Annotated in this window: 3 protein-coding genes; 1 reads left to right on the top strand and 2 read right to left on the bottom strand. The window is 45.0% G+C overall.

What is annotated here, in order from left to right:
• Positions 1 to 188: 188 nt before the first annotated feature.
• Positions 189 to 1,085 carry a nucleotidyl transferase AbiEii/AbiGii toxin family protein gene (locus B3K91_RS00465; RefSeq protein WP_292593810.1) on the bottom strand — a complete coding sequence of 299 codons (897 nt, stop codon included), beginning with the start codon at positions 1,083 to 1,085 and terminating at the stop codon, positions 189 to 191.
• A complete protein-coding gene (locus B3K91_RS00460) occupies positions 1,082 to 1,678 on the bottom strand; it encodes a type IV toxin-antitoxin system AbiEi family antitoxin domain-containing protein (RefSeq protein WP_292593812.1) in 597 nt (198 codons plus the stop codon). Before B3K91_RS00460 ends, B3K91_RS00465 begins: the two co-directional genes overlap by 4 nt.
• A 980-nt stretch (positions 1,679 to 2,658) precedes the next feature.
• On the opposite strand from B3K91_RS00460, the gene B3K91_RS00455 reads away from it, so the two are divergent.
• On the top strand, positions 2,659 to 3,180 hold the full coding sequence (locus tag B3K91_RS00455; protein ID WP_292593808.1) for a type II secretion system protein: 522 nt from the start codon (positions 2,659 to 2,661) through the stop codon (positions 3,178 to 3,180).
• The last annotated feature ends 534 nt before the right edge of the window (positions 3,181 to 3,714 follow it).

Here is a 3,714-nt window from a genome sequence, read left to right as displayed (position 1 = left end):
GCCGAAGGCAGCCTTGCGTCCCCGGATGCTTCTCCGGGCATTGCGCCCTGGCGAAGCCAGCCTTGCGTCCCGCCGAAGGCGGCATTGCGTCTTATTTCAGCAGTGAGGGATTTTTTCCCGCCTTCTCATGAGCGAAGCGAACTCTCGATGTTCTTTCCCGGCTCTTACAAACTCTACAAATACAGTGGTCATTTCCAGCTTAAGTCATCGGGCTCCCATTGCGAGGCGAAGATCTCGTCTCTTTGCAGAGCTTCAAGTACAGGTACAAGGAAGTTCTTGATTTGACCTATAACTTCCTCAAGAGATGCATCAAACGTGGTGTTTTTCTTTTTAGCGAAGGCTGTCCATCTTCGCTGATGGAGTGAATCGGAAGTGAATTGGTTCTCGAATGCGACGATGTCTCTTATATGTGTGCCCCGATTTCTGAATGTTTCCCTAATTGCGGCCTGCAGTGTTGTACCAGTGAAAGGAAAGAACCTGGACAGCAAAAAGATGTCGTAGAAGTCTTTGTATCGGCTTGTCAGGAAACCCAGAGAAGCCATCGCTTCCAGTTTTTCCGCGATAACCGATTCTTTTGAGTATGCAAAGACAACCGGCTGCGGATCATTCAGCAGAACCGGGAATTCCATCTGAACCCTCTCGGGTGTTATGCAATCACCAAATCCGACATCGACGGTTACGGATAGTCTTGTTCGCTCCATGTAGGCCGTAATGCTTACCCGAGTACCGGGGTATTTTTTTGCATCTGCAATGGTACGTAGGTTCATACTTTCCAGATCAAAACGTATCCCATCGTCGGTATTTATCGAGAAGATATCATAAAAAGCCTTCTCGAGAGATTCCTTTTCGTTGCTGATCCTTTGCCCCAGCAGATCTATGTCGGTTGTTGAGCGCGGAAACCGCCCTTCAAATAGCGCATAAAGAAAGATCCCACCTTTCAATGTAAATTTGTCTTTGTGTGGAGACAGGGATAATCTGTAGATGGCCCGTTCAAGCGCATAGATTTGCAGTAGATCCTGATAACTCCGGCCTTGCTTCTCGGCCAGATTTCTCAGCCGGGCTTTCACAGATGCTGCCTTGTTCATAGCAGTACCTCCAGATAGGTTCTCAGTATCTTTGAATTGCCGAGTTCCTTCGCATATCTGTATAGTTTGTTCAGGTTTCGATCCTTTTTTGCGAGATAGTTGACAAGCACTTCCTTTGCGACTTCAATGCCGAGTCTTTCCCGATAATGCAGAATGTCGATTACGGTCTTTTCCGAGTCATAAATGGAGAACTCATTCGAGTCTTCGTCAATAGTCACGATTCCGGTTTTGTATCGCATTTCGTTGTAATAGTAAAGTTGAATCCGAGGCCACTCTGGCATCGTATAAATCCTGTCGCTCCTCGGAATCGCCACGTCTATTGCTGTGGAACGCTCTGTGGTAAGCTGCCAGTAGATTGCCGAGCTAATCAGGCAGATCACACCCCTTGGCACATAAGCATTAACATAGTAAAAGTCCGATTCATCACCCTCGTAGATTAGATTTTCATAGCTTTTGCGCGTCAGTTTCTTGAGGACATTCTCCTCGATAAGCTTCTTGATTCCATAGAAGCTATATCCCATATCTTTGAGTTCATCTATTCTAATAATCTTCTTCTGAGGCAGTTGGTGCCTTGTTGAGTTCAATAATCTCACCTCTTCAACAACACTTTCAACGAACACCTGCAACATTACGTATATGCAGATGTTAATGAAAATTGTATCATGAATTGCACTGATTTAGTTGGAGAGCGAAGAGCCATCCTTGGGAAGAGCGGGAGAAGAGCAGTTCCTCGTTCCGACGCTTCGCGTCCAGGTTCCTCAGAAGAGCAAAAAGACGTCCTTGGTCCTTCGTCTAGGAGCGTGGACCCGTCCTTGGAAAGAGCGGTTCATCGTTGACACTGCGTGTCCAGGTTCTTGGTTAAAACCACGAGATGACGAGAAAGCAAGAGACGAATGAGATGAGATCCAGTTTGAGCGCTCAAGCGGGGATTTAAGATCAAGAGCTTCGGCAAGCATAGTTCGAGAAAGCGAGCGACTTCCAAAAACATTGATATGATCATGTTCTTGGGGTGATTCTTCGATGATGAACTTTGCTACAAGTCCATGTGAAGAACCTTATTTGTCATACAAAGGTGCGCACGACCGTTAGCCCTGCGGTAAATATTGGAATCTCAACAAATACGAAGCAGCCATTTGCGGAGAAAAGAATTGCCATGAGCCTACTGGAAAACACTGAATTCTATCTGCAAAGCGAGATGAAATCCATTTCACGACTTTTTCTTCAATTAGGAAACTCACTTCAGTCTTTTCCCTTTAATTCCAGAGTCCGATGTTTAAGAAGAATCATATTTATTGGAGAGAATTAATTCGTATGTCGAAACAATTCCTCTATTTCAGACTGTATATCAGTCTCACAATTGTTACTAATAAAGAGAAGTCTTGTCTCTTAAAGCCATGCCTAACTAGAAGACTGTTCAAGAAATGTCGTTGAAAACAGCTGAAGGATCTACCAGACGTTGGTTTCGGAGAATCACTATCAAAAAGATAGTCAGTTTTCACGTAATTTTGGCACGCCCTTGCAGTACGTAGTTGTCACAACAGACCACAAACCACTAAATTATAGGAGGGGTATAATGAAAAACAGAAAAAGAGGATTTTCTCTGGTTGAACTACTTATTGTTCTCGCAGTTATCGCTGCACTAATCGCTACAATCACACCAGTTGCGTTGAATGCAATCAGGAAATCGAAGGCAACGCAGGTCGCCCAAAACTTGAAGACACTGGCTAGCGCAATCGAGAATGCTGCTTATGTTAATGGAGTATTCCGCACTGGCGAGGAGAATGCAGGCAAAATAAGGAACGCTTCAAATAATAAGCCAATTAAACTAGAGGACCTCGGAAGGGACATAAATACCAAGGAGTACGCTGTATACTACGGTGGAGCAAGTGGTTCTTACACGGCGGTGGTTGCATTCGTTGGCGAGGCTGAAATTGAGTTGGTAGATGATGTACTTCCGCAGGCTACTGAAACGGATTCCTTTGTTACTGCCGACCTAGTGGGACATACGTCTCCTTTTGAGGTAGAAGGAACCGAAATTTCCACAGATTATTCTGGTACCGCAATTTACTATAGAATTTCGTTCGACGTATACTAAACAATTTCTGTCTTAGCCCTCTTCGGAGGGCTTTTGTTTTTTCTGCTGCCCGAAAGTTTCAGCCGCAGTAAGGTAAAATCTTCAACAGACTAGATTTCGACCCTTCCCTCAAAATGAGTTCTCCCGCCTATCTTCTTTGAGAAGTACTGCAATCAGAAAATCTGATTAAGATCTACTGAATTAGTATCCAGTAGAAATATAGAAAATAGGGACATAAGGAGCCCGTCAGTCCACATTTTCGCTCTCGCTTTCTCGTGAGCGAAGCGGAACTGGCGCGACGAGAAGAGCAGAGGTTAGAAGCGACAGGCTAGAGGTTGGAAGAGCGCAAAGATCTTGATCTTCTTACCTCTGTCCTCATCCCTCTTACCTCTGATCCCCCTTCGGGCAGCTCAAGACAGTCGAGATTAGATCCCGTGCAGAAGCATCACGGGATGACCCTCACAAAAATAGGGAAAACAGACTCCATTATTTACATTCCGATGGAGAAAAATGGGACTCCATTTTTGGGAAGATCGATGCCGCGAACAAGCGTGG

It is taken from the genome of Mesotoga sp. UBA5847 (genome assembly GCF_002432735.1).
In the GTDB taxonomy this organism is placed as follows: Bacteria; Thermotogota; Thermotogae; order Petrotogales; family Kosmotogaceae; genus Mesotoga.
Note: the sequence above shows the minus strand (reverse complement) of the source record. Positions and strands in the feature narration are given on the sequence as shown.